The organism is Flavobacterium sp. 38 (genome assembly GCF_057799715.1).
On record NZ_JBYNWZ010000001.1, the window covers coordinates 1168015 to 1191510 of the forward strand.

The following is a 23496-nucleotide window of genomic DNA, read 5'->3' on the forward strand; positions in this document are numbered from 1 at the left end:
CGCTCCAAACGGAGCGCTTTTTTTGTGCTTTATGTAAATTTAATGTTTCGGAATCTGTAATAAATCTCCTATATGTTAAAAAAAGATTTTTCTTACTTTTTAAAGCTCTGATAATTAGGTATTTACAATTTTGTGTTTAGAATGATTAAGCATAGTGGCATTGTTGTTGTGAAATATGTATGAACTTTAAATAAATTTTTATGAAAAAAATGTTACTTATTCTTGCGTTAGCTATATGTAGTTATGCAAATGCTCAAAAGGGCTCTATTTTAGTTATGGGAAATGTTACATTCAATTCTCAAAAGAATTCAAATTCAAATTCAGAAACCAAACAAAACTATTTTGGTTTTCAGCCAAAGGTTGGTTATCAATTTCATGAAAACTGGACTGCTGGTATTGAAGCTAATATTTTGAATACTAAACAAGATTATTATGATGACAGTCAATATAAAGATCAAGTTTATGGGTTTGGAGGTTTTTTGCGATACACTAAGCCGTTAGGTAGTATTTTTTCTGCTTATGCAGATTTAGGTGTAGGTTATAAAAATAGAAAAGAAACAAATAAAAATGCTTTAGGTCAGACTTACAATGATAGTGATGGATTTTATGCAGGGATAACGCCAGCGATTTTTATCGATATTTCAAAAGGCTTTGGATTGAACTTTAATATCGGAGGATTAAATTATTCCTCTTTAAATAATGATACCGCTTCTGGAACTAGTTTTAAAACGAAAACATTTGGATTTAATTTCGGACAGTCATTCTCTATCGGAGTTTCTAAAAACTTCTAATTTCAGATTTTTATATATCAGAAAGCGTTCCAATTGGAGCGCTTTTTTTATGTATAAGGAAAATTATTTTATTGAGTTATTTTATTACTTTTTAAAGTCTATTTTCTTTTTCTGTTCGCTATAATTTTGCGTATCAAAAATATTAAATCAAAAAGCCATGAAAGTTAGAAATATTGAAAAAGAAGAAATAAACAGAGAGGCTCTAATTACCAGAGTAATATGGTTTGTTTTAGGATTTATAGTTTCTTTTATTCTTTGCAAACTTTAAAAATAATGCCAACTAAAGTGAAACCGAAACGAATCATAACTAAATTCAGTCTCATTTGTTGGCATAAAAAACAAAAATTATCTCAGATACCACAATCTTATAATGATTTTTCCATAACTCACGTTTAGATTTTTTGCCACGAATTCACGAATAATTTTATACGCAATGATTTATAAAAATTCGTGAATTCGTGGCGAATAAAACGTATTTTTGACCTTTAGATCCTCAATCTAAAATCTAAAATCAGAAATCTAAAATTTTAAAATGAACTGGGAACAACTTTTATCTCTAAAGAAGCAAGGCGATACAGGCAAAAGATTACGTATGGAACAAGATGATACTCGTTTAGGATTTGAAGTCGATTATGACCGAATTATTTTCTCTGCTGCTTTTAGAAGTTTACAAGATAAAACACAAGTTATTCCGCTTTCTAAAACAGACTTCGTGCACACGCGTTTAACGCATAGTTTGGAAGTTTCTGTTGTCGGACGTTCGCTTGGACGTTTGGTAGGAAAAAAGATTATCGAGAAATATCCGTACTTGAAAGAAGTTCACGGTTATCACATGAATGATTTCGGAGCTATTGTGGCGGCAGCTTCATTGGCGCACGACATCGGAAATCCGCCTTTTGGACATTCTGGTGAAAAAGCGATTGGAGAATATTTTTCTATCGGAAATGGTCAGAAATATAGAAATCAGCTGACAGATAAGCAATGGCAGGATTTAATTGATTTTGAAGGAAATGCTAACGGATTTTCAGTTCTAACGGCAAGCCGTCCAGGAATTGAAGGTGGACTTCGTATTTCGTACGCAACTTTAGGCGCTTTTATGAAATATCCAAAAGAAAGTCTTCCGAAAAAGCCAACCAATAATATCGCAGATAAAAAATACGGTTTCTTTCAAACAGATAAATTATTCTTTGAAGAAGTCGCTAAAGATATGGGAATGATTGCCAATAAATCTGGAGATGATATTGGTTTTGAAAGACATCCTTTGGCATATTTGGTTGAAGCTGCAGATGATATTTGCTACACGATTATTGATTTTGAAGACGGAATAAATCTAGGTTTAGTTTCTGAAGACTTTGCTTTAGAATATTTTATTAATCTAGTAAAAGACAATATCGGAGTTTCAAAATACAAATCATTGACTACAAAAGAAGATCGTATTTCTTATTTAAGAGCTTTGGCAATCGGAACTTTAATTAATGATGCTGTAAATGTTTTTGTTGAAAATGAAGAAGCAATTTTGGCTGGAAACTTTCCGTATGCTTTAACAGATAAAAGCAAATACAAAGCGCAGATGAATGATATTATCAAACTAAGTGTTGAAAAAATCTATCAGAGCCGAGAAGTAATCGAAAAAGAAATTGTGGGTTACCAGATTATCCAAACGCTGCTGGATAAATTTATAACAGCATACAATAATAAATACGACGGAACTGCTTCAAACTATGATAAATTGATTTTGAAAATGCTGCCAGAAAAGCATCATTTAGACAAAACCAATTTGTATGAGCGTCTATTGCATATTTGTCATTACGTTTCGCTCTTAACAGACGGAAATGCGCTTGAACTGTATGAAATGATTCAGGGACAAAAAAAGCGTTAAAAAGAAAAAGCTTCTTTCAGAAATATTCTAAAAGAAGCTTTTTTTATAGCTGTATTTTTCTCTTTTATTTGAAAGCATAAACCAGACCAACACCCAAAACTTGTCTTAATTGCATTTTTGGTCCTTCGGTAACCTGGCTTTTTGTTCCTGTAGTTGGATCAATAACGTCCTTTTTATTTTTAATGTCATCATCATAAATAATATGAACGCCGATATTAGCTTTAACATAAGCATTTACAACCAAGTCCAACCGTGTATCATAATCAACATCCACATTTCCAAAGCGGTTTAAATAGTCGGTATATAAAGTGAGCCTGTTTTCATAAAAAACATTTTTATAAATTTCGCTTTTCATGTATCCAGTTAAAAGTATACCAAATTCGGCTTTTACCTTTTGACCCTCTTCAATTAAAATTTGCTGTGTCGGGTCTAAAGGATCTGGTGCATAAACTGCTTTTTTAACACCAAAAGAACCTTGATTCGCCAAATTTTGATCTAATACTAAAGTAGTTTTTAACGTAATAGGTGAGAAATAAAAAGTTCTATTTTTCTCTTTATTTGAATTCTCCGCTCCGGCTCCTAGAAAGACATACGCTGGCGCAAAAGGTCTAGAGATTGGCACATCTCGGTTAGGATAATTATAACCGTTTGTAAATTGCGTGTTGAAATTAAACTTAGCTGAATAATACCAATTGGAAGCGGTATCTTTTCTAAAACCATAAGTAGAGTTGAATTGAACCGCATCATCTGTTTTTCTCATTTCAATATCATCCTGCTTATTTAGACCATATTTCATAATAAGTTCGTTAAACCATTTATGATTTCCTTTCAAATATGTTCTAGAAAATTCACCTTTAAATAAACCTGAGATAGAACTCGTTCCCCCGGCACTCCAGTTGACAAAAGCAATTTGTGAAAGGTCAAAACCAAGTTGGTTTTTAGGTGTCCAGTTAGAAGGCGGTTTAGGTGCTTGATTTGGGCTTAAAGTGGTTTGTATAATCTGGGCAAAGTTATTAGAAGTACACAAAAGCAATAACAGCAAAAGGGTAGAACGCAATAAATTCATTTTGGTAATTTTTTTTTTGGTGTCGCAAAATAATTATTTTGAACCGTTAGAAAAAAGATTTATTAAACTTTTAACGTCAATTTTACACAATTGTTGCAGTTGATTTACTGTTCCGTGCTCTATAAACTCGTCTGGAACACCCAAAATTTCAATAGAATTTTTAAAATTATTTGATGCTGCAAACTCTAAAATAGCACTTCCAAAACCACCATTTTTAACCCCGTCTTCGATTGTAATTATGCTTTGGAAAGTTTTAAAAATGGTATTTAATGTGTTGATGTCTAGTGGTTTAATAAAGCTAAAATTATAGTGTGCAATCTCCTCCGAATTGGTTGATTCTTTTAGAGCCTCTATAACATTATTTCCAATTGTTCCGGTCGATAGCACAGCAACTTTCGTACCATCTTTAAGGCATTTTGCTTGGTTCCAATTTATTTTTTCGTAATGTCCGAAATTTTCTACTTCCCAATTTGGGATGACTCCGCGGCCTCTTGGATATCGAATGGCAATAGGATGGTCTATTCCCAACTGAACTGTATACAAAATGTTTTGCAATTCAATTTCGTTTAACGGAGCATAGATAACCATATTCGGAATTGAACGCAGATACGCAATGTCAAAAACACCATGATGCGTTGCGCCATCTTCGCCTACCAAGCCCGCACGATCGAGGCAAAAAATAACTGGCAGGTTTTGCAAAGCCACATCATGAATAACCTGATCGTAGGCACGCTGCAAAAAAGTCGAATAAATATTGCAATACACAACCATTCCTTGAGTAGCCATTCCTGCTGCCAAAGTAACGGCATGCTGTTCGGCAATTCCCACATCAAAAGCGCGGTCGGGCAATTCGTCCATCATAAATTTTAAAGAACTTCCTGATGGCATGGCGGGAGTGATTCCTATAATTTTTTCATTCTTTTTGGCTAAATCTAAAATGGTCAAGCCAAAAACATCTTGATATTTTGGAGGAAGATTTTCTTCTGATTTTAAATGAATTTCTCCCGTTGAAGCATCAAATTTTCCAGGTGCATGATATTTGACCTGATTTTCTTCTGCCTGCTGCAATCCTTTTCCTTTTGTAGTTACAATGTGAAGAAATTTTGGACCTTTTATCTTTTTTAAACGATTTAATTCTTTAATCAATTTCGGAAGATCATGACCGTCGATAGGGCCAGAATAATCAAAATTCAGCGATTTTATAATGTTATTCTGTCTCGGATTTTTTCCGTTTTTAACCGAAGTAAGGTATTTTTTTAAAGCGCCCACACTTGGATCAATTCCGATGGCGTTATCGTTAAGAATTACCAGAATATTAGCATCTGTAACTCCAGCGTGATTAAGACCTTCAAACGCCATTCCGCTTGCGATAGACGCATCGCCAATAATCGCAATATGCTCTTTTTCAAAATCGCCTTTTAGTTTAGAAGCAATCGCCATTCCGAGCGCTGCAGAAATTGAAGTAGAAGAGTGGCCAACGCCAAAAGTGTCATAAACGCTTTCACTTCTTTTTGGGAAACCAGAAACTCCATCAATTTGCCTGTTGGTGTGGAAAATTTCTTTTCTTTCCGTCAGGATTTTATGTCCGTACGCCTGATGTCCCACATCCCAAACCAATAAATCATCTGGAGTGTTAAAAACATAATGCAGTGCAATTGTAAGTTCGACAACGCCGAGACTCGCTCCTAAATGACCTTCTTTTACAGAAACAATGTCAATAATAAACTGACGAAGTTCCTGAGCAACCTGAGTAAGCTGTTCTTCTTTTAAAAGACGTAAATCAGCAGGATTATATATGTTGGGAAGTAAATCGCTTTTCATTGTAAGGTAAAAAGCAAATTTACGGTTTTAAATTTAATTTCTTTTACAACGTCTTATTTCAATAAAATAGGCACAGAATATTGCATTCTGGTTTTTTTTCCGTTCGATTCGCCAGGCTGCCATTTCGGACATAAACTTAAAACCCTGATAATTTCTTTTTGCAAGGGTTCTTCAACCGCTGGAGAACATTCAAGAAAGGAAACAGAACCATTTTTTTCTACCGCAAAGGCTAGAGTGAAATTGAGTTTCCAGTAATTAACATCTTGTGGCTTTTTATATTCTTTCATAAAAAAAGTATGAAACTGGTCAATGCCGCCAGGAAATTCTGCATTTATATTTGAAAGAGGTTTTAGAGTTGGTGAAAAATCTTCTTTTTTTGCTTTATCAGTTTTTGAAGTTTTGTTTGCCTCAATTTCTTTAGATGCGATTGATGTTGTTTGTTTTAATTCAGTTTGTTCGGCTTTCGTTAAATCTCGTGGAGTTTGCTCTGTCTTTTTCTTGTTTATTGCAGTTGTATCTAAAGCAACTGATTTTGATGTTGAAGTATCTTTGGAAACTTCAACATTTGTAATTTCTGAGTTTTTAACTTCTTTGTTTTGGCAACTGAAAAAAGCCACACTAATAACTGCATACAGTGTTGGCGAAAACAATTTGCAATTTATTTTAGCAGTTATTTTATGTTTTGTTTTCATACTCGAATTTCAAGGTTTAAATGTAATAAAAATTAAAGTGTAAAGTTTTACTTTTGCAATTATGGAAAATCCTTTTACAGACGAATATTTTATGAAGAAAGCTTTGCAGGAAGCAGAAGAAGCCTACTTAAAAGGCGAAATTCCTGTAGGAGCTGTTATTGTGGTAGCCGATAAAGTTATCGCAAGAAGCCATAATCTGACTGAATTGCTAAACGATGTAACGGCTCATGCTGAAATGCAGTCTATTACAGCCGCAGCTAATTTTCTTGGCGGAAAATATTTAAAAGACTGTACGCTTTATGTTACTTTAGAGCCTTGCCAGATGTGTGCAGGTGCTTTGTATTGGAGCCAGATTTCTAAAATAGTTTTTGGCGCTCGCGACGAACAGCGCGGATTCTTGAATATGGGAACAAAATTGCATCCTAAAACAACTGTGGTTTCGGGTGTAATGGCAAATGAAGCAGCCGATTTAATGAAACGTTTTTTTCTGGAAAGACGTAAATAAATTTCAATAGATACCTTTCTGATGCACTATAAGGAGTTTTAAGTATTTGAGAAACTTCAACAAAAGTTAAATAATCATTATTAGAGAATTTTCTTCTTAAGAAATTCAGAAAATAATTTACTTTTATCATAATTTAATTTTGGGTTTTGCTGTTAATTTTAATGGCATGATACATTTAAATTACTAGTTTATTAACCGATTAACTGTAGATAGAAGTGAAAGCAAAAGGACTATTTCTCGCATTTTTTGTGTTTTTTATTTTTCAATCCTGCGGGCGTAAATCAGCTGCAGATTTCAATTCCGATTTTTCATTATTTAAAGATTACATTGCCAGTTTTACGGGCGGTATCGTTTCGGCAGATTCTGATATACGCGTGGTTTTGGCATTCGATAAAAATGATTGGAAACCAAATCAGGAATTAGATGACGATTTGTTTGATATTTCGCCAAGTGTTCACGGAAAAGTCATAGCGCTTTCTACGAATACTATAGCTTTTATTCCAGAGAAAAAACTGAAAATGGGTACAGAATATCAAGTTACTTTAAACTTAGATAAGCTGACTGCGATTCCGAAAGAGAAGGAAAAAGAATTGTCTAAATTCAATTTTACAGTTAAAACCGTTAAACAGGATTTTACCATAAATGCGGGAGATATTCAGTCGTATAGTAAAGAATATCAGTATTTAAACTGTACTTTAAAAGTAGCAGATAATATTGATTTGGAAACGGCAATTAAGCTGATTAAAGCCAAACATAACGGGAATGATCTCAATATTAAGTTTGATAAAAATGTGTCTTCTGGAAAAGAATTTCATTTTATAATTGACAGTATTCAACGTCAATCTGAAGCTTCAAATTTAGAAATTATTTATGATGGAAATGATTTTGATATCGATCAAAAAGGTCAAATTGATTTCCCTATTACGAGCATCAACGAATTTAAAGTCATAAAAGTTGAAGTGCCAGACGGAAACAATCAGCAGGTTTTAATTAATTTTTCTGAGCCTTTAGAAAAAGGGCAGGATTTTGCGGGATTGGTTTCGATTCAAAATACTAATAATCTAAAATTTTCAACACAAGGAAATTTACTGAAAGTATATTTTACAAACCAAAATACGCCTAAAAAAGAAGAGCCAGTAGCTGTTGCTGTAGAAGAACCAGCTGCAGTCGCAGTAGATTCAGCTGCAGTAGTAGTTGACTCAGCCGCGGTTGCAGTAGATTCGGCTGCTGCAGTTGTAGAAGAAGCGGTTGAATATGTGCCTGATGAAGAACCAGAGCAAGTAGTGACAGGCGAATTATTACTGGAAGTTTTTCAGGGAATTGAAAGCCAGTACGGTAAAAAACTGGAAAATAATTACAGCGAAAAAATCTCTTTTGATCAGATTAAACCAAACATTCGTTTTGTTAAAAACGGAACGATTCTGCCAAGTTCGAATAATTTGAAATTGAATTTTGAAGCTGTAAATCTGAGCGCTGTAGATGTAAAAGTGTATAAGATTTACAAAAATAATATTCTTCAGTTTTTGCAGTATAATGAATTAAATGGCGGGCAAAACCTCAAAAAAGTCGCGCAGCCAATTGCCAAAACCACTTTAAATTTAAGAGAAAGCACGCTCGTAAATCTCACAAAATGGAATACCTATGCTTTAGATTTATCTAAAATTATTAAACCAGAACCAGGAGCAATTTACAGAGTTGAATTTGTTTATAAAAAGAAATATTCGCTGTACAAATGTGAAACTTCCGAAGGAAATGATGACGAAACCGAGGAAGAAGAAGTGGATGAAAATGACGTAAACTACAGCGGAAACTCTTACGACGATTACTATTATTATGACGATTACGATTGGAGAGAAAGTCAGGATCCTTGTACGGGTTCTTATTTTTACAATGCTCGAATTGCAACCAATATTTTAGCTTCAGATTTAGGAGTTATTGCCAAAAGAGGAGAAAATAAATCGTATTTGTTTGCTGTAAACAATATTGTTACAACGGAGCCAGTTTCAAATGCGAGAGTAGATTTATATAATTTCCAACAGCAGAAAATAGCAACGGAAGCTACAAGCAGCGAAGGTATTGCGTCTTTCCAATTGGATAAATTCGCTTATTTCGCGATCGTAACTTTAGGCGATCAGTCGACTTATGTGAAGTTGGATGACGGACTTTCTTTATCGGTAAGTAATTTTGATGTTGCGGGAGAGACTTTACAGAAAGGCTTAAAAGGATTTATTTATGGAGAAAGAGGCGTTTGGCGTCCGGGAGATAATTTGTATTTATCATTTATCTTGAATGATGCAGCGAATAAATTGCCGAAATCGCATCCAATTAAGTTCAGATTAAATGATCCGAACGGAAAAACGGTTTATCAGACCGTTCAGAAAACGAATGATTTAAATCACTATGCTTTTACAGTTCCGACAAACCAAGATGCGCCAACAGGAAACTGGGAAGCAATGGTAAGCGTTGGAGGTGCCAAATTTTATAAGAGCATCAAGATTGAAACGATTAAACCAAATCGTTTAAAAATCAAAAATATCTTTAGCAGAAAAACACTTTCGGCATCGTATCCAAATACAGATAATCTGGAAGTAACTTGGCTTCATGGAGCAATTGCTAAGAATCTGAATGTAGAAATGCAGGCTAAATTCTCTCAGCAAACCACAACTTTTAAAGGTTTTGAAAAATATACTTTTGATGATATTGTACGCCAGTTTAGTACAGAAGAAATCAATGTATTCTCAGGCAAATTAAACGAAAGCGGAAAAGCTTCTGTAAACATTCAGCCAAGATTGCAAGGTCAGGCACCAGGAATGTTACGCGCTTCGTTTATTACAAAAGTGTATGAAGAAGGCGGTGATTTTAGTACCGATGTGATGTCAACAACTTATTCTCCGTACAAAACTTATGTAGGTTTGAAAACACCGGAACTAAACAAGTACAGCATGTTGGAAACCAGAACAAATAATCGTTTTGAGGTGGTAACAGTTGATGAAAACGGCAGGCCAAAATCAGTCCGCAATCTTGAAGTACGAGTTTACAAAGTAGACTGGAGATGGTGGTGGGATTCTTCGAGCGATAATTTGTCGAATTATAACTCATCAAACTCAACAACTTCGTATAAAACTTTTGTCATTAATACCGATTCTAGCGGAAAAGGAAGTTTCCAATTTGCCTTGACAGATGAAGAATGGGGACGTTATTTAATTCGTGTTGAAGATCAGCAGGATGGTCACGCGACTTCCTTAACCGTAAATATCGACTGGCCAATCTGGTCTGGAAAAACACGCAACAGAGATGCTTCTACAGCTAATATGTTGGTGTTTTCTACCGATAAGAAAAATTATGCTGTTGGAGAAAAAGCGCAAATTTCTTTCCCATCAAGTGAAGGCGGACGTGCGTTGATTTCAATAGAAAACGGATCGAAAGTAGTGCAGACGATTTGGGCAGAAACCAAAAAAGGAGAAACAAAAGTTGAAGTTCCAATTACGGGAGCAATGGCACCAAACGTATATTTTAATATCACATTATTACAACCTCACGCATCAACTAAAAACGATTCCCCGATTCGTATGTACGGAATTGTGCCAATCGAAGTGGTAGATAAGAATACCATTTTGGCACCAACTCTTAATATGCCAGATGTCTTAAGACCAGAACAGCCGTTTACAGTAAAAGTGGGTGAAAAATCAGGTAAAGAAATGACTTATACTATTGCAGTTGTAGACGAAGGACTTTTGGATTTAACTCGTTTTAAAACGCCAAATGCTTGGGACAGTTTCTATGTTCGTGAAGCTTTAGGAGTAAAAACCTGGGACGTTTACGATGATGTAATAGGAGCTTACGGCGGAAAAATAAATCAGATTTTCAGTATTGGTGGAGATCAGGATTTAGGTGGCGGAAAAGCTAAAAAAGCAAACCGTTTTAAGCCAGTGGTATTGTACTATGGACCATTTAAATTAGGAAAAGGAGAAACAAAATCACATCAGTTAAAATTGCCAAAATACATTGGTTCTGTTCGAACAATGGTTGTGGCAGGAGATGCGAATACAAGCGCGTACGGAAGTGTAGAAAAAGCAACTCAGGTTAAGAGTCCGCTGATGGTTTTGGCTTCGTTGCCAAGAAAGATTTCACCATCAGAAAAAGTAACGCTTCCAGTAACTGTTTTTGCTACAGAAAATAAAATCAAAAATGTTTTGATTCAAGTAAAAACCAGCAACGGATTGAAAGTAATGGGAAGTGCTGTTCAACGATTGAATTTTGCTCAGCCAGATGAAAAAATGGCTTATTTTAATTTGGTTGTCGGTTCGGCTACAGGAATTGCAAAAGTTCAGGTAATCGCAACTTCAGGAAGCGAGAAATCAGTTTACGATGTGGAAATCGATATGACAAATCCGAATCCAGTAACGAGTACTTTTACAGACGTTGTTTTAACGCCAAATAGCACCAAAATCATTTCATGGAAAACATTTGGAATCGCAGGTAGCAACAAAGCGCGATTAGAAGTTTCATCAATGCCTTCTATGAATTTGAATGGAAGATTACAATTCTTGATTCAATATCCACACGGCTGTGTAGAACAGACGACTTCATCTGTTTTTCCACAATTGTATTTAGGAGATGTTGCTGATATTGATGCAAAACGAAAAGATCTGATTCAGAAAAATATTGCTGCCGGAATTGCAAGATTAGGTAATTTCCAATTGTCTAATGGTGGAATGCCATACTGGCAAGGAAATGCAATTGCAGACGATTGGGGAACTTCTTATGCTGGACATTTCTTAATTGAAGCAGAGAAAAAAGGATATGTATTGCCAATTAATTTTAAATCAAAATGGTTGTCATACCAGCAAAAAGAAGCTAAACAATGGCGTTTTGAACCGAAATACGGAAATGATTTAGCGCAAGCATATCGTTTGTACACTTTAGCTTTAGCTGGAAATGCCGATTTATCAGCAATGAACAGATTAAGAGAAACAAAAGGCATTTCGAACGAAAGTATGCTTCGTTTGGCGGCGGCTTATGTTTTAGCAGGTCAGAAATCGGCTGGACAAAGTCTGTTCTTGAAAACGAGTATCGATGGAAGTTCAGACGGCTACAGCTATTACTATTATGGTTCAAGCGAAAGAAATAGGGCAATGGCTTTGGAAACGATGCTGCTTTTAGATCAAAAACAAAAAGCTTTTGTTACAGCAACAAAATTAGCAAAAGAAATGTCGGCTAATCAATGGATGAGTACGCAGACAACGGCTTACTGCTTGTACGCGATGTCAAAATTTGCGGTGAGCAACGGTCCAAAAGGAATCAATATCCAGTTTAGTAAAAACGGAAAAGGAGAAACTATAAATACAGGTAAATCGGTTGCAGATCGCAGTCTTTCTGTCGCTTCTGGTTCAAATAGTATCACGCTGAAAAACAATAAAGCCAATACGGTTTATGTTCGCGTCTTGAATACTGGAATATTGCCAATCGGACAAGAAAATGCGGTTCAAAGTGATGTTACAGCTTCTATTGTTTTCAAAAACAGAAAAGGAAGTGTAATCAATGTTTCGAAAATTAGTCAAGGAACTGAATTTGTAGCAGAAGTAACGATTAAAAACCAAAGAGGAGAAAGTGTTCAAAACGTAGCGCTATCGCAAATTCTTCCTTCAGGATTCGAAATTGTAAATACCCGTTTCACAGATTATGGAGATGCTGTAAACAATATTGCGGATTATATCGATATACGCGACGACAGAACGAATTTCTATTTCGGAATGAAGGCCAGAGAAACCAAAGTTTTCAGAATTCTGCTGAATGCATCGTATTTAGGAAATTATTATCTGCCTGGATTGCAATGTGAAGCGATGTATGATAATACATTCTTAGCCAGAACAAAAGGATTCTGGGTCGAGGTTGTGAAGTAATTTATATAGCCACAGATTTCACACATTAACACAGATTTAAATCCTTTTAATCTTTGTAATCTGTGGCTAAAAAAAAATGTAACAAAAAAGGTTTCCCGCAGATTTTGCAGATCAAGCAGATAAAATTAAATCTGCGCAATCTGCAAAATCTGCGAGAGAAAAACTTTGCGAACTTTGCGTAAATCTTTGCGTCTTTGCGGTAAAAAAATAAGTATTGAAAAATAAAATAAAAGCGTTCTTTCAGCGCATTATCAATTGGATAAAAAAGAATAAGATAAAATCAGCAATTGCATTTCTGCTCTTGCTGATTTACTATTTTTCGATACCACGTACTTTATTCAAAGAACCTTATTCGACCGTTATCGAAAGCAAAGAAGGAGAATTGTTAGGCGCTAAAATTGCCCGTGACGGACAATGGCGTTTTCCTGCACAGGACAGTGTTTCCGATAAATTTAAAAAATGCATTGTTTATTTCGAAGACGAATATTTTTATAAACATCCAGGTTTTAATCCCGGAGCGATGATTAATGCTTTTAAACAAAATAGAAAAGCGGGAAAAGTAGTTAGAGGCGGAAGTACATTAACACAGCAAGTTATTAGGCTTTCGCGAAAGGGAAAAAACAGAACTTATTTCGAAAAACTAATCGAAATTATTCTGGCGACAAGATTGGAATTAGGTTATTCTAAAAATGAAATTCTTGAAATGTACGCCGCACATGCACCATTTGGAGGAAATGTTGTCGGACTCGAAATGGCTTCTTGGCGTTATTTTGGCGTTCAATCGAATCAGTTGTCATGGGCAGAAAATGCGGTTTTGGCGGTTTTACCGAATGCACCAAGTTTAATTTATCCGGGAAAAAATCAAATAAAGCTATTAAACAAACGAAACCGACTTCTGTTAAAACTGCATCAGGAAGGAATTATCGATAAACAGACGTACGAACTTTCGATAGAAGAGCCATTACCTCAAAAACCGTATGATTTGCCTCAAATCGCACCGCATTTGCTTCAAAGAGTAGCAAAAAGCGAAGAAGGAACAAGAGTAAAAACCACAATTGATTATGCTTTACAAAATAGAGTCAATCAAATTGCACGATATTACTACAATCAGTACAAGCAGAACGAAGTTCATAATCTGGCGATTTTGGTCATTGATGTTCAAAGCCGAAATGTAATGAGTTATGTTGGAAATGCTCCAGCAGACACCGATCATCAAAAAGACGTGGATATTATTGATGCGCCAAGAAGTACGGGAAGTATCTTAAAACCGCTTCTGTACGGCGCTATGCTTGATGATGGAGAGTTATTGCCGAATACTTTAATTGCCGATATTCCAACACAAATTTCGGGTTATACACCTCAGAATTTCAATCTGACTTTTGACGGAGCTGTTCCAGCGCATCGCGCCTTGTCACGTTCGTTAAATATTCCCGCAGTTTTAATGCTTCAGGATTTTGGAGTGAATAAATTTTATGAAGAATTGCAGAAATTTAAATTAAAGAATATTAATAAAACACCCGATCATTACGGTTTATCGCTGATTTTAGGAGGTGCTGAAAGTAATTTATGGGATTTATGCCGTACGTATGCGAATCTTTCTTCTACGGTCAATTATTTCAATAAAAATAAAGGACAATATCGAACTAACGAATTTACCGAACTCAATTATAAAAATGATTTTAAGCCCGATTTTGGTTCAGAAACCAATCAAAAGAATATTTTGGGAGCAGGTTCAATTTGGCTGACTTACAACGCAATGGAAGAAGTCAACAGGCCAGAAGGAGACGAAGCTTGGAAGTTTTATGACAGTTCGCTTAAAATTGCTTGGAAAACGGGAACCAGTTTTGGAAATCGAGATGCTTGGGCAATTGGAACAAATTCAAGATATGTAGTCGGAGTTTGGGTTGGAAATGCAACTGGAGAAGGAAGACCGACATTAACAGGAGTTACCAGTGCAGCGCCTATTTTGTTTGATGTTTTTAATTTATTGCCAAGACAAAGATGGTTTGATACGCCGTACAAAGATTTGGCAGAAGTTGAGGTTTGCCGATTAAGCGGTTATCTAGCGAAAGATAATTGTCCGAAAATCAAACAATGGGTTACTAAAAAAGGAAAATCTACCAAGGTTTGTCCGTATCATAAAACGATTCATTTAGATAAAACAGAACAATTTCAGGTAAACAGTAGTTGCGAAAACATTGATAATATAGTGACTAAAAACTGGTTTGTACTTCCTCCGGTTATGGCGTGGTATTACAAGAGTCAGCATATTGAATATTTGCCTTTACCACCATTTAAAGAAGGCTGTGAAGGAACGCAAACCACCACAATGGATTTTATTTATCCTAAAGCAAACAGTAAAATCTATTTAACGAAAGACTTCAGCAGTAACGTGCAGCCTGTAATTTTGAAAGTCGCTTATTCTGAAAGAGATAAAGAACTATTCTGGTATGTTGATAATGTGTATAAAGCAACAACTAAAACGTTTCATGAATTGCCCATTACGCCAACAACAGGGACGCATTATATTACGGTTGTAGATGCTTCTGGAAATGAAATTAGAAGGAAGATTGAAATTGTGAGGGAATAAAATTGAAAGAAATTCCAATGCTTTAAAATTCCAAATTTTAAAAAAAACTTTTTTGTAGTTGACTTCTTGTCTGGCTGAGCGGAGTCGAAGCTCACGTGCCAATTGGAGCGCCCTTCGACTTCGCTCAGGGTGACAAATGCATCCTTTTAATCGATAAATTTTTTCTGGAAAAACGGAACCCTAGCCCAGATAGAAGTGGAAATCCTTTTGCTTTTTTCTTTAAAAAGCAAAAGATTGGAACGGATAGCTGGAAATTGCTCCTAAAAATTTCTAAAATCAAATTGAAAATCCAAATGAGATAGCTTCATTCTTCGCAATGACACATAAAAAAACCGCTAATCTTTCGAAAAGCGGTTTTGATTTTATTCTGAAATAACATTTCCTTTATTATCGTAGAAATGATATTCTAAGTACGTGTAAGCGTCACGAGGTATGATTTTCACCCATTTCTTATGTTCAAAAAACCATTTTGAACGTAATGATGGAAAACCTTTGCTGAGGTATGCAGCCACAAACGGATGTGTGTTAAGCACAACTTTATTGTGGGTTTTTAAAAGTCTTTCTAAATCAGAGGTGATCTTGTCAATTATTAGTATTGGTGCTTCAATTTCACCATTTACTTTATTTGGATCTTCTTCTCTAGTTTTAATGTTAACTTCTGGTCTTACTCGCTGTCTGGTAATCTGGACAAGTCCAAATTTACTTGGCGGTAATATTTTATGTTTTGCTTTATCGTCGCTCATTTCTTCTCGCAAGAAGTCGAACAAAACTTTCCTATTTTCAGGATTAGACATATCGATAAAATCAACTACGATTATTCCGCCCATATCACGCAGACGTAGTTGTCTTGCGATTTCAGCAGCGGCAATCATATTTACTTCCATGGCAGTATCTTCTTGGTTGGTCGCTTTGTTAGAACGGTTTCCGCTGTTTACGTCTATAACGTGAAGAGCTTCGGTGTGTTCTATAATAAGATAAGCACCTTTACTCATGGAAACAGTTCGGCCAAAAGAAGTTTTGATTTGTCTCTCTATATTGTATTTCTCAAAAATCGGAGTGTCATTTGATTGATAAAACTTAACAATCGATTGTTTTGAAGGGGCAATTTCTTGCAGATATTCCTTCGTTTGATGGTACAACTCTTCATCATCTATTTGGATACCGCTAAAGGTATCATTGAATACATCTCTTAATATTGAAGAAGCTCTGTTAAGCTCTCCTAATACTTTTGACGGATGATGAGCAGTTGGTAATTTTTTACACATTGCAGACCATCTGCTAAGCAGGTTCTGCAAATCTTTTTCTAATTCGGCTACGTTTTTGCCTTCTGCTACTGTACGAACAATAACACCAAATCCTTTAGGTTTGATCGATAGAACAAGTTTTTTTAGACGATCCTTTTCTTTTTTGTCTTCTATTTTTTGAGAAATAGAAACGCGATCAGAAAAAGGAACTAGAACAATAAATCTTCCGGCAAGAGAAAGCTCAGCACTTATTCTTGGTCCTTTGGTTGATATAGGTTCTTTAACTACTTGAACTAAAACAGATTGATTGGCACTTAAAATATCAGTAATGATGCCATCTTTGTCAATCTCTTTTTCAAACTGAAAGGTTTTTAGGGAGAAATCTTTTAATTTACCTGCGCTTACAAGTTTTATGAATTTCAGCTGGGAAGCTAAGTTTGGACCTAAATCGTGATAATGTAAAAAGGCATCTTTTTCGAAGCCTACATTTACAAAAGCAGCATTAAGTCCGGCAACTGGTTTTCTGATTTTGGCAATAAAAATATCACCAACCTGAAAATTGCTTTTCTCTTCTTCTTTGTGTAATTCAATTAGTTTTCCATCTTTTAATAAGGCAAAATCTACGGCTTCAGAACTAGATCTAATGATTAATTCTTTATTCACACTGTAAATTTTTATCTGTTTTTTCAGAAAATAGAACTAAAGAGAAAAGAATATAGACTTAGAAAAAAATCTAAAATCTGAAATCTAAAATCTAAAATCTTATCTACAGATGGATTAAACAATATTTTAAACAGGTATTATACCCGGAGGGAAAATTAAATTTCAATTTTTAAATTCCAAATTCCAATTGAAAACGGTATTGTTTTCTTAGTTTTTGGATTTTGGATTTTATTTTTTGGAATTTTTGAAATTTCCCAAATTTCAATGAACTTTTAAAAAGAAAAAAGTAGTTTAAAACTACTTTTTCTTTTTGTGGCGGTTAGCTCTCGCTCTTTTTTTACGTTTGTGAGTCGCTACCTTATGTCTCTTTCTTTTTTTACCACTTGGCATATCGTGTCAGATTTTATGTTAATTAATATTATTTTGCTTCGTTGTTAGTTTTAACTCCTTCTACAAAAACTTTTGCAGGTTTAAACGCAGGAATGTTGTGTGCTGGAATTTTAATAGTAGTGTTTTTAGAAATGTTTCTTCCAGTTTTTTCAGCTCTAGTTTTAACGATAAAACTACCGAAACCTCTTAGGTATACATTGTCTCCAGTCTCTAAAGAAGTTTTAACTTCTTCCATAAAAGTTTCTACTGTTGCTTGAACGTCTCCTTTTTCAAGACCTAGCTTCTCTGAAATCTTCGCTACGATATCTGCTTTCGTCATTTTCTTTCCTATTTTATTTTATAAATGGTGTACTATTTTTTTGAGTTTGCAAATATAGGAATTAAAAAAATAATTAATCAAGCTAAATCGTTAAATTTTAATTACATAAACATTTACTTTTGCAATCTAAGTATTTTCGAATGGATTTTTCTAACATATTGATAAAATGGTATTTACAAAACAAGCGTGATTTACCGTGGCGAAAAACGGTCGATCCGTACCAAATTTGGCTCTCAGAAATTATGCTTCAGCAAACGCGAGTTGCTCAAGGAATGCCATATTTTTTTTCATTTACGAAGGAATTTCCTACTGTGAAAGATTTGGCAGATGCCTCAGAAGAGAAAGTTTTGAAACTTTGGCAAGGTTTAGGGTATTATTCTCGAGCTAGAAATCTTCATAAAACGGCTCAATATATAAGTAATGACTTAAATGGCATTTTTCCTGATTCTTATAAAGAACTTTTAAAACTAAAAGGAGTAGGAGAATATACAGCCGCCGCAATTGCTTCTTTTTCTTATAATGAATCAGTTCCTGTTGTAGACGGAAACGTGTTTCGGGTTCTAGCTCGTTTTTTTGATATTGAATCGGATATTGCACTTCCAGCAACCAAGAAAGAATTTGCGGCTTTGGCAAACGAGTTAATGCCTATAGATAGTCCGGCTATTTTTAATCAGGCCATAATGGAGTTTGGTGCGCTGCAGTGTGTGCCTAAAAGTCCAAACTGTTCGGTTTGTGTTTTTAACGAAAGCTGTGCTGCATTGCAAAAAGGAAAAGTTAATGTGCTTCCTGTTAAGTCGAAAAAAGTAAAAGTCACCAATCGATTCTTTAATTATCTTATTTTGGAAGATGTTTTAGGAAATACATTAATTCAGAAAAGAACACAAAAAGGAATCTGGCATAATCTATATGAGTTTCCGCTTTTGGAAACTCCGTCAATAATAGATTTTGATGTGGTTTCTAAAACGATCAAGAATGAAATTTTTCCAGAGTATACTATTATAAGTATAGAAGATTGCAGCGAATCGACTCTTATACATAAGCTTTCGCATCAGCATTTGCATATACAATTTTGGAAAATTAAGATAAAAGAAGAAATTAAAAACGGAGTGGATTCTCAAAAATTAAAAACTTTTCCTTTTCCAATTGTCATATATAATTTTATAGAAAAGCAAGAAATAAATTGCTAAAAAAATGTATCTTTGGGAGAAATACCACCAAAACTATGAACGGAACATTAAATAAAGTGATGCTTATTGGCCATTTAGGCGATGATGTAAAGATGCATTATTTTGATGGAGGAAACTGCATCGGACGTTTTCAGCTGGCTACAAATGAAGTGTATATCAATAAAACGACCAATGAAAAGATTACTTCTACAGAATGGCATAATTTGGTTGTGCGTAATAAAGCGGCAGAGATTTGCGAAAAATATCTTTCTAAAGGAGATAAAATTTATGTGGAAGGTAGAATAAAATCTCGTCAGTGGCAGACAGAAGACGGAACGACAAAATATACAACAGAAATTCAGGTTACGGAGTTTACTTTCCTGACAACAAAAAAAGAAACTGCTTATACGAAACAAAACCAGGATACAGAGTCGGCAAAAAATGCTAACTTTGATGCTCCTGAAGGACTGCCAATAAATGATCTGCCCTTCTAAGTGACGTTTAACTAATTTTATACAGTTTGGACCCAGAGCCCAGTTTACTTTTTTCTACAAATTTTGACGCTAATTTAATTATTGGTTTCGTCGGAATTTTTATTTTGCTATTTCTTTCAGCCATTGTTTCTGGTGCTGAAGTAGCCCTTTTTTCTTTATCACAGCAAGATATTGATGATTCTTTAAACGATAATCCTGCAAGAGGAAAAATTATTTCAAATTTACTGGACAAGCCTAAAAAGCTTTTGGCAACGCTACTGGTTGCCAACAATTTTTTTAATATTGGCGTAGTAATCCTATTTGCTTATATGGGACAAAATATTTTTGTCAATGTAAGTTCGCCAGCATTTAAATTCACACTAGAAGTAATCGTAGTTACTTTTCTAATTTTATTATTTAGCGAAGTTCTTCCAAAAGTTTATGCAAGCAGAAATAGTATTCGTTTTGCTAAGCGAGTTGCTTATCCGCTGGCTTTTCTAGATAAAGTCCTTTCTCCTATAAGTTTGCCAATGCGCGCTGTTACTTTATATTTGCAGCATAAATTGGGCAAACAAAAAAATAATTTTTCCATCAATCAGCTTTCTCAGGCTTTAGAATTAACCGATTCTGAGGGAACTTCGACAGAAGAACAGAAGATTCTGGAAGGAATTGTTTCTTTTGGAAATACCGATACAAAGCAGGTAATGAGTCCGAGAATTGATATTTTTGCATTGGAAATATCCGAAACATTTGCAGAGATTTATCCTAAAATAATAGAAACAGGTTTTTCAAGAATTCCCGTTTATCGCGATAATATCGATCAAATTGAAGGTGTGCTTTTCGTAAAAGATTTGCTGCCTCATATTGATAAAGAAGAATTTGATTGGACTTCTTTAATTAGGGAAGCTTTTTTTGTCCCTGAGAATAAAAAATTGGACAATCTTTTGAAGGATTTTCAGAGTTTGAAAAGCCATTTGGCGATTGTGGTTGATGAATATGGCGGAACATCAGGATTAGTTTCGTTAGAAGATGTTATCGAAGAAATAGTGGGAGATATTAGCGATGAGTTTGACGATGAAAATCTGAACTTCTCGCAGATTGATGAAAATAATTTTCTTTTTGAAGGAAAAATAAACCTGAAAGATTTCTACAGAATTGTCGATGTTGACGAAGATGTTTTTGAGTCTCACAAAGGAGAAGCAGAAACTTTGGCGGGATTTATTCTCGAGATTTTAGGTAATTTTCCGAAAAAAGATCAAAAAGTGCCTTTTGAAAACTGTATTTTCACCGTAGAAACAGTAGATAAAAAGCGTGTAAAACAAATAAAAGTTACAATAAATTAAAATGTTAAATAAAATACTTTCAATAACGACAATTTTGCTTGCGCTAACGGTTATAAGCTGTAAAAATGATGTTTTGCCAAAACCAGCGAGTTACCTGCGATTGGATTATCCAGAAGCAAAATATGTGAACTTTGAAAACAATTGTCCGTTTGCTTTTCAGATGAATGAAGATGCGATTATAAAAGGCGAGAAGGAATGCGGTTTTGCAATCACGTACCCAAAGATGAAAGCGACCATTTATTTGACGTATAAGCCCGTAAATGGCAATATTGATAAATTGTTACGCGACGCCCAAAAACTAACTTACGAGCACGTAATTAAAGCCGATGATATTTTAGAACAGCCGTATTTAAATCCACAGAAAAAGGTTTACGGAATGTTTTATCAAGTAGACGGAAACGCAGCGACAAATTCTCAGTTTTACGTTACCGACAGTACAAAACATTTCTTAATAGGTTCGATGTATTTTTATGCCAAACCAAACTTTGACTCGATTATGCCTGCCGCGAGTTATGTTAAAAATGATATGCAGAGGTTGATGGAGACTTTGAAGTGGAAGTAAAAATAAAAAGGATTCGATTTGAATCCTTTTTTGTTATTGTTATTGCAAGAGTTATGTAGATAATATTTATATAGCTTAATGTAGTTTGTAAATTATACGAGAAAAAATTAAGTAAAGTTGGAAAATAGTTACAAAAAAAGTAGAAATTTCAAGAAATGTAATATTTCCAAAGTATTGTTCTAAATTAATTTTTTCTGCGACATTTACTCTCATATTATTGATTTTTTTAAAAAAATATAGCACTGAAATCATCCAGCTAAAACTCAAAAAAATAAACACACTACCTCCTTCTGGCATACTTTCGCTCCTAATAAAATTATAGAATTTAGCGATTAAAACTGTAGTGAAAAAAAATACTATACAAAAGATAAGTAATCTCACTAAATTGGATTGTTTTTTTAGAATTTTATAAAAAGAATAATTTGTTACACAAACTAACGTAGTTAAAATGAAATAATACATTTTTTAATTTTTAATTGAAAAATAGTTTGCCTATACTGGCGCGAGCGTCCCGCTCGTTCATCCAAGCAGTTTCTCAACAAATATATACTAAAAAAGGTGTTCAAATTTGAACACCTTTTTTACTAATTCATTTTTTGAATTTAAGAGTTAAAATTAAAAAATTTAATATATTTTTCAACATATCGAATATTTTTCTCGCTTTTGTAAAAATATAAGATATTCTTCAAATTGGATAGCTTAAAAAAACGATATACTCGTGTCTGAGATAAGATAGTTTAAAGTTTTTGTTTAAGGTTTGAATTTTAGAATACTAAATTTATGTTTACAAAGTAATTAAGATAATCAGAAATCACTATTTAAAGTCAGCTAAGGGATTCTTAGAATAAAGTTACAATGTAATGAAAAAGTAAATTTCTCCGGAGCTTTTGTTTATTTAATAGAATCTTTAGTACTAACTTTGCTAAATAAAAAATCACAACTTTCTTTTAAAAAACTTACGTTACTTGGTTCGCCTACTATTTTGACTTCTTTTAAAATAGCTTTACTGTTTTCTAAAAAATAAATTTTTCGAATGCGGCCTTCACTTATTGAATCCCAATAGAGTTCTTTTAATTTGTTATTTTTTGTTGAGAAGAAATTATCAATGATTACTCGCTCTTTTTTTTGTAAGAGAAGACTGTCTTTCATGGAGTTGCGAGATAAATTTTTAGTAAAACGCGAATATCGTATATAGGGATTGTTTTTTTCTAAGTTTATAGTAAAGCCAATCATAGATGTACTGTTTCGATCATTGTGTTCATAAATTTCAATAGATACATTATTCGCTTTTGTTAGCAAATTATTAAAAGTAGTATTTTTCTTATTTTCTAAATGAAGTGTTTTATTGTTTTTTTTTGGATTTTGATCATACTTGCAACTGATAAAAAATAATAATAAAATAATATATAATAATTTAATTTTCATACAATTTAATTTTTTCCTCCAATTATTACTTCTTGCAATTCATTAGCTGTCTCACTAAGCATATAGGTTCTTGCTCCATTTAAATTATGTAATTTAAATTTATCTGTAGTATTTTTAAATAAATTACTATTAATAACAGCGAGATATGCAATTCTATGTAATGAATTAGTATCTCCAAAACGCCATTTCCCATGTACTAAGCCTTCATGAATTATTACTGTCGCTCGTATATTTTCTACTGTGGGCTCAAAGTTTAAATAACCATAACTAGTAATGGTATAACTAGAATCGCTAAATAATTGATTAGTAAAATTAGCATTTTTAGAATTACTAGGATTATTAAATTTTTCTTTAGCACCTAAATTTACGGAAATAGAACCTCCTCTTAATTCTGACAAATCAAATTTGGCGGGAGTTAAAAAAGATCCATATGAATATGTTTTATCTGATATATTGTCATAAAAAGGTGTTACATAGTAGTTGGTTCCTTGAATTATATTATTCTCCACGCTGGCGCGAGCGTCCCGCTCGTGCACACAAAGATGTCTTGTCCTAAAATAGGTTTACACAAAAGTGTAAAAATATGGAAAGATATTCAAAAACATCATCATCAAAATGGCAGTCTAAGTACAGTGAAGAATTCAAACGATTTGTTTGTAATGAT

At 34.0% G+C, this 23496-nt stretch carries 16 protein-coding genes; 9 read left to right on the forward strand and 7 right to left on the reverse strand.

Going from position 1 to position 23496, the window contains the following annotated elements:
• Positions 1 to 200: 200 nt before the first annotated feature.
• Positions 201 to 791: an outer membrane beta-barrel protein gene (locus tag AC3E9W_RS05075; protein ID WP_488767268.1), complete on the forward strand. Its 591-nt coding sequence runs from the start codon at positions 201 to 203 to the stop codon at positions 789 to 791.
• Between the two features lie 532 nt (positions 792 to 1323).
• A complete protein-coding gene (locus tag AC3E9W_RS05080) occupies positions 1324 to 2670 on the forward strand; it encodes a deoxyguanosinetriphosphate triphosphohydrolase (RefSeq protein ID WP_488767270.1) in 1347 nt (448 codons plus the stop codon).
• Between the two features lie 64 nt (positions 2671 to 2734).
• Here the strand turns inward: AC3E9W_RS05080 and AC3E9W_RS05085 are convergent, their stop codons facing one another.
• From AC3E9W_RS05085 to AC3E9W_RS05095, 3 genes are read right to left on the reverse strand one after another with little or no spacing between them, the layout of a single operon-like run.
• Positions 2735 to 3736 carry a DUF3078 domain-containing protein gene (locus AC3E9W_RS05085; protein WP_306155833.1) on the reverse strand — a complete coding sequence of 334 codons (1002 nt, stop codon included), beginning with the start codon at positions 3734 to 3736 and terminating at the stop codon, positions 2735 to 2737.
• Between the two features lie 33 nt (positions 3737 to 3769).
• Positions 3770 to 5557 (reverse strand): 1-deoxy-D-xylulose-5-phosphate synthase, encoded by a 1788-nt coding sequence (locus tag AC3E9W_RS05090; protein ID WP_488767271.1) that lies wholly within the window; start codon positions 5555 to 5557, stop codon positions 3770 to 3772.
• 53 nt (positions 5558 to 5610) lie between these two features.
• Positions 5611 to 6249, reverse strand: coding sequence for a hypothetical protein (locus AC3E9W_RS05095; protein WP_488767272.1), 639 nt, complete (start codon positions 6247 to 6249; stop codon positions 5611 to 5613).
• Between the two features lie 61 nt (positions 6250 to 6310).
• Between AC3E9W_RS05095 and AC3E9W_RS05100 the strand changes: the two genes are divergently transcribed.
• The 3 genes from AC3E9W_RS05100 to pbpC all read left to right on the forward strand — a co-directional run bounded on the left by AC3E9W_RS05100 (position 6311) and on the right by pbpC (position 15247).
• Positions 6311 to 6754, forward strand: a complete 444-nt coding sequence (locus AC3E9W_RS05100; protein ID WP_125722166.1) for a nucleoside deaminase — start codon at positions 6311 to 6313, stop codon at positions 6752 to 6754.
• Between the two features lie 215 nt (positions 6755 to 6969).
• Positions 6970 to 12657, forward strand: coding sequence for an alpha-2-macroglobulin family protein (locus tag AC3E9W_RS05105; RefSeq protein ID WP_488767273.1), 5688 nt, complete (start codon positions 6970 to 6972; stop codon positions 12655 to 12657).
• Between the two features lie 214 nt (positions 12658 to 12871).
• Entirely contained in the window at positions 12872 to 15247 is a 2376-nt protein-coding gene (pbpC, locus tag AC3E9W_RS05110) for a penicillin-binding protein 1C (protein ID WP_488767274.1), read from the forward strand.
• A gap of 362 nt (positions 15248 to 15609) precedes the next feature.
• Here pbpC and AC3E9W_RS05115 read toward each other — a convergent pair whose 3' ends face one another.
• Positions 15610 to 17154 carry an Rne/Rng family ribonuclease gene (locus tag AC3E9W_RS05115; RefSeq protein ID WP_306155840.1) on the reverse strand — a complete coding sequence of 515 codons (1545 nt, stop codon included), beginning with the start codon at positions 17152 to 17154 and terminating at the stop codon, positions 15610 to 15612.
• A 418-nt stretch (positions 17155 to 17572) separates the two neighbouring features.
• Positions 17573 to 17863, reverse strand: coding sequence for an HU family DNA-binding protein (locus AC3E9W_RS05120; RefSeq protein ID WP_007805026.1), 291 nt, complete (start codon positions 17861 to 17863; stop codon positions 17573 to 17575).
• A gap of 140 nt (positions 17864 to 18003) precedes the next feature.
• Here AC3E9W_RS05120 and mutY point away from each other — a divergent pair, with 140 nt between their 5' ends.
• From mutY to gldD, 4 genes are read left to right on the forward strand one after another with little or no spacing between them, the layout of a single operon-like run.
• Positions 18004 to 19050 (forward strand): A/G-specific adenine glycosylase, encoded by a 1047-nt coding sequence (gene mutY, locus AC3E9W_RS05125; RefSeq protein WP_488767275.1) that lies wholly within the window; start codon positions 18004 to 18006, stop codon positions 19048 to 19050.
• Between the two features lie 35 nt (positions 19051 to 19085).
• A complete protein-coding gene (locus tag AC3E9W_RS05130; RefSeq protein ID WP_306155842.1) occupies positions 19086 to 19523 on the forward strand; it encodes a single-stranded DNA-binding protein in 438 nt (145 codons plus the stop codon).
• A gap of 26 nt (positions 19524 to 19549) precedes the next feature.
• On the forward strand, positions 19550 to 20845 hold the full coding sequence (locus tag AC3E9W_RS05135) for a gliding motility-associated protein GldE (RefSeq protein ID WP_488767277.1): 1296 nt from the start codon (positions 19550 to 19552) through the stop codon (positions 20843 to 20845).
• A 1-nt stretch (position 20846) separates the two neighbouring features.
• Positions 20847 to 21407, forward strand: a complete 561-nt coding sequence (gene gldD, locus AC3E9W_RS05140) for a gliding motility lipoprotein GldD (RefSeq protein ID WP_488767278.1) — start codon at positions 20847 to 20849, stop codon at positions 21405 to 21407.
• Between the two features lie 891 nt (positions 21408 to 22298).
• On the opposite strand, the gene AC3E9W_RS05145 is transcribed toward gldD, so the two are convergent.
• Positions 22299 to 22832 carry a hypothetical protein gene (locus AC3E9W_RS05145; RefSeq protein ID WP_488767279.1) on the reverse strand — a complete coding sequence of 178 codons (534 nt, stop codon included), beginning with the start codon at positions 22830 to 22832 and terminating at the stop codon, positions 22299 to 22301.
• Positions 22833 to 22837: 5 nt separating this feature from the next.
• On the reverse strand, positions 22838 to 23368 hold the full coding sequence (locus AC3E9W_RS05150) for a hypothetical protein (RefSeq protein WP_488767281.1): 531 nt from the start codon (positions 23366 to 23368) through the stop codon (positions 22838 to 22840).
• Positions 23369 to 23496: the final 128 nt, after the last annotated feature.